The following is a 3,508-nucleotide window of genomic DNA, read 5'->3' as shown; positions in this document are numbered from 1 at the left end:
GGAGGGGCGGCAGGCGCACCGGCGCCCGCCGCCCCTCCGGCGTTTCCCGGGACGGCGCGGGACCGGTCTCGGGGGGCGGGTCCTGGTGGGCGGAAATATGATGTGCACGGGCTTTTCGCGCAGCGGAAGCAGGGACGGATGGATGCACCTCGGAGCGTTCCGTGAGTCCTCGCCGTGCCCCGCGGGCGGCCAGCGCCGACCTGCTCAGCACGCTCGGGCGGCTCGCCGACCAGGCCCGCCGCGGGGTGGAGCTGCAGCAGGCCCGGGTGGACCTGGCCGAGGCACTGCAGAGCGAGATGCTGCCCGCCACGCTGCCCGCACTGCCGGGCCTGCGGACCGCCGCCCGGTACGCGCCGGCCCGCCACGGCCTGGACATCGGCGGCGACTGGTACGACGGCTTCCGGCTGCCCGAGGACGCTCTCGCCTTCTGCATCGGTGACGTCCAGGGGCACGACGTGGAGGCGGCCGCCTTCATGGGGCAGGTGCGGATCTGCCTGCGCGCCGTGGCGGCCGTCGTCGTCGATCCCGGCGAGGTACTGAGCCGGGCCAACGAGGTGCTGCTCTCCATGGACCGCGACCTCTTCGCGACCTGCACTCTGCTCCGCTTCGACCCGGAGACAAGGGAACTGGAGACCGCCCGGGCCGGCCATGTTCCGGCGATCTGGGCCACCGTCGACGGCGCGTACGGCATAGCCGAGGACGACGGCGGGCTGCCGCTGAACCTGGTGCCCGGCGCGGGGTACGCGGTGACCCGCCGCCGGCTGACGAAGGCCGGGTCGATCGTGCTGCTCACCGACGGTGTGGTCGAGGGGCCGAAGTTCCCGATCGAGGTGGGCCTGGAGCGGGTGGCCAAGGTGGTGCGGGAGGCCGCGGGCACCGATCCGGGCGAGCTGGCCGCCGAGGTGATGAAGGTGGCCGACTCCACCGGCCACACGGACGACGCCGCCGTGCTCGTGCTCAGCCACGACGCCCGGCCCGACCCCCGGGAGACGGCCCGGGCCCTGTCGTCGAAGTAACACCGCTCAGGCCCTGCGGGCCGCGGGCGCCTCCCGGGGGTTGCCGGGGGAGGGACCTCGACCGACAGGGCCAGGAGGCCCTGCCGGCCGCGAGCCCGGCCTGATGGGCGAGACGCCCCCTCGCGCGTGTCACGGCCCGCCGGGACGCCCGGCTGTTGTCTGATGCTGTGGTGCGCACCGAGGGATGGCGACGTCTGCCCGCAGCTCTGCTGCCGATCCTCGCCGTCGCCGTCGCCTACTACCTGGGCGGCCTGATCGGCCTGTGCCAGCGTGTGGTCGTCAACGGCGCCGAGGTGACACCGCTGTGGCCGCCGACCGGCATCGCGGTGGCCTCCCTGCTCTGGCTGGGCCTGCGGGCGTGGCCCGGGATCGCGCTCGGTACGTACCTCACCATCGAGCAGATCAGCGATTTCGACCTGTCCAGCCTGATCATCGTCGCGGGGAACGTCCTCGCCCCCGTGTGCGCGTACCTGATGCTCCGCCGGGCGGGTTTCCGTACCGAGATGGCCCGGCTCCTGGACGCCTTGGCGCTGGTCTTCCTCGGCGGTCTGCTGCCCATGCTGATCAGCGCGACGATCGGAACCGCCACTCTGGTGCTCACCGGGGATCTGCCGATGTCGCAGTTCTGGCCGGTCTGGGCGGCCTGGTGGGCCGGGGACGCGATGGGCGTGCTCGTACTGACCCCGCTGCTGCTCGTCCTGCGCAGGGTCACGACGGTCCGGCGGCCCCGGGAGGGCTACCGGGAGGGCTACCGGGCGGCCGAGGCGGTGGCCCTGGTGGTCGCCTCCGTCGCCGTCACCCTCCTGGCCACCCGCAGCCCCCTCTCGCTGCTCTTCCTCGTCTTCCCGCTGATCATCTGGGCGGCCGTACGCTTCCAGCTCGCCGGGAGCGCCCCGGTCACCCTGTTGGTGTCGGTCCTGGCGATCGCGGCGGCGACCGCCCGCGTCGGGCCGTTCGCCCACCACACCCTCTTCGAGATCATGATCAACCTGCAGGGCCTCACCGGTGCGGCGGCCCTGACCGGGCTGATGCTGTCGGCCCTGGTCACCGAGCAGAACAACGTCCGCCTGAAGATCGAGCAGGTCTGCGAGGACCTCGCCGAACTGGTGGAGCACCTGGCTCCGGGCAAGCCGGATAGATAGGGGCCGGTTGCCGGAGGCGGCGGTGTGGGCCGGTGGCGCACGACACGAGCCGCGGAGAATCCATGCCGTCAGGGCACCCGCCCGTAGGCCGTCTCTTTCGGATCTTGCCGGGCCCGCGAAGCCCGACACCGCCGGCCGCGTTGTCGGGGCTCCCGAGTACGTCCAGTACGCAGGAGCCCCTCCGCCTTGCCGGGCACGGCACCGGACGCCGCGGACTCGGCCGACAAGATCCGAAAGAGACGGCCTAGCCCCGCCCGGGCCACACCACCAGGGGGCTACCAGGCCAGCTGCGAGATCTCCTCGGCGACCACCGCGCACGCGTCCGCCGCCGGGTCGATCAGAGGGAAGTGACCGACCGCGTCGAGGAGGGTCAGCCCGACCATCTCCCCCGCCTTCGCGGCCGCCGCCACATACGCCTCGGCCACCTGCTGCGGGACCACGATGTCGTCCCGGCCCTGGACCACCGCCGTGGCGATCCCGGTCGGCAGCAGCGCCGCCGGATCGGCGCACGGCAGCCGTTCGTCCCAGTGGTCCGCCCCGCCCAGCAGCTGCGCGCTCGCGCCGCCGCACACACCCAGTTCCTCCGCCACCGCGAAGTCCGCGATCGGGGCCAGTGCCACCACGCCCCGCAGCATCGGCGGGGCGGGCAGCCGCCACGGGGAGCCGGCCGGGAGCACGTGCCGGGCGGCGGCCCACAGCGCGAGGTGGCCGCCCGCCGAGTGGCCGGTGACGACCGTGCGGCGGACATCGGCCTGCGGGAGTGCATCGGCCGCCAGCCCGGGGAGGGCGTCCATCGCGGCGGCGACATCGTCGAAGGTCTCCGGCCAGCGCCCGGCGACCGGCCCTTCGGCATTCTGGTGCGGCAGCGAACTACCGCGCCGGTACTCGATGTTGGCGACGGCGAAGCCCCGCCGGGCCAGGAAGTCCGCGAGCGGCGTGACGTGCTGCCGGTCGTACGGGGCCCGCCACGCGCCGCCGTGCAGCAGCACCACGAGCGGGGCCGGGCCCCGGGTCTCACCGCGCGGGGCGTAGAAGTCGACGACGTGATCGCGGTGTTCCCCGTACGCGGCGGTCGCGTCCGGCGCCACGGCCGGGTGGGCGAAGGCCGAAGCGGCCTCCGCGGCGTCCCGTTCCACTGCGGCGGGGTCCGTCATCGGCTCAACCTCTCGGTAACGCGTGGGACAGCGGGGCCAGATGTTCCGGTGTTCCGGCAGAGCGGGACCGTATCAGTCTGGAACAGGAGCTTCCGTGCGGGGCCCGGAATATGACCGGGCGGACGGGGCCGTAGCCCCGCCCGCCCGGTGATGTGACGTTTCGCTACCGAGTCACCCGAAAATGTGACCCAGTGTC

General features: G+C 73.5%; 3 protein-coding genes. 2 read left to right on the top strand and 1 reads right to left on the bottom strand.

Going from position 1 to position 3,508, the window contains the following annotated elements:
* Window positions 1-161 precede the first annotated feature (161 nt).
* A complete protein-coding gene (locus ACWGIU_RS33015; protein WP_453711787.1) occupies window positions 162-1,016 on the top strand; it encodes a PP2C family protein-serine/threonine phosphatase in 855 nt (284 codons plus the stop codon).
* A 167-nt stretch (window positions 1,017-1,183) separates the two neighbouring features.
* On the top strand, window positions 1,184-2,158 hold the full coding sequence (locus tag ACWGIU_RS33010; RefSeq protein WP_453711788.1) for an MASE1 domain-containing protein: 975 nt from the start codon (window positions 1,184-1,186) through the stop codon (window positions 2,156-2,158).
* Window positions 2,159-2,433: 275 nt separating this feature from the next.
* On the opposite strand, the gene ACWGIU_RS33005 is transcribed toward ACWGIU_RS33010, so the two are convergent.
* Window positions 2,434-3,312: an alpha/beta hydrolase gene (locus ACWGIU_RS33005; RefSeq protein ID WP_453711786.1), complete on the bottom strand. Its 879-nt coding sequence runs from the start codon at window positions 3,310-3,312 to the stop codon at window positions 2,434-2,436.
* Window positions 3,313-3,508 lie beyond the last annotated feature (196 nt).

The organism is Streptomyces sp. NPDC054840 (assembly GCF_053611065.1).
Note: the sequence above shows the minus strand (reverse complement) of the source record. Positions and strands in the feature narration are given on the sequence as shown.

What these genes read in the sequence shown, in the direction of transcription:
- ACWGIU_RS33005 (WP_453711786.1), bottom strand. Translation starts at nt 3,312, where the DNA reads ATGACGGACCCCGCCGCAGTGGAACGGGACGCCGCGGAGGCCGCTTCG.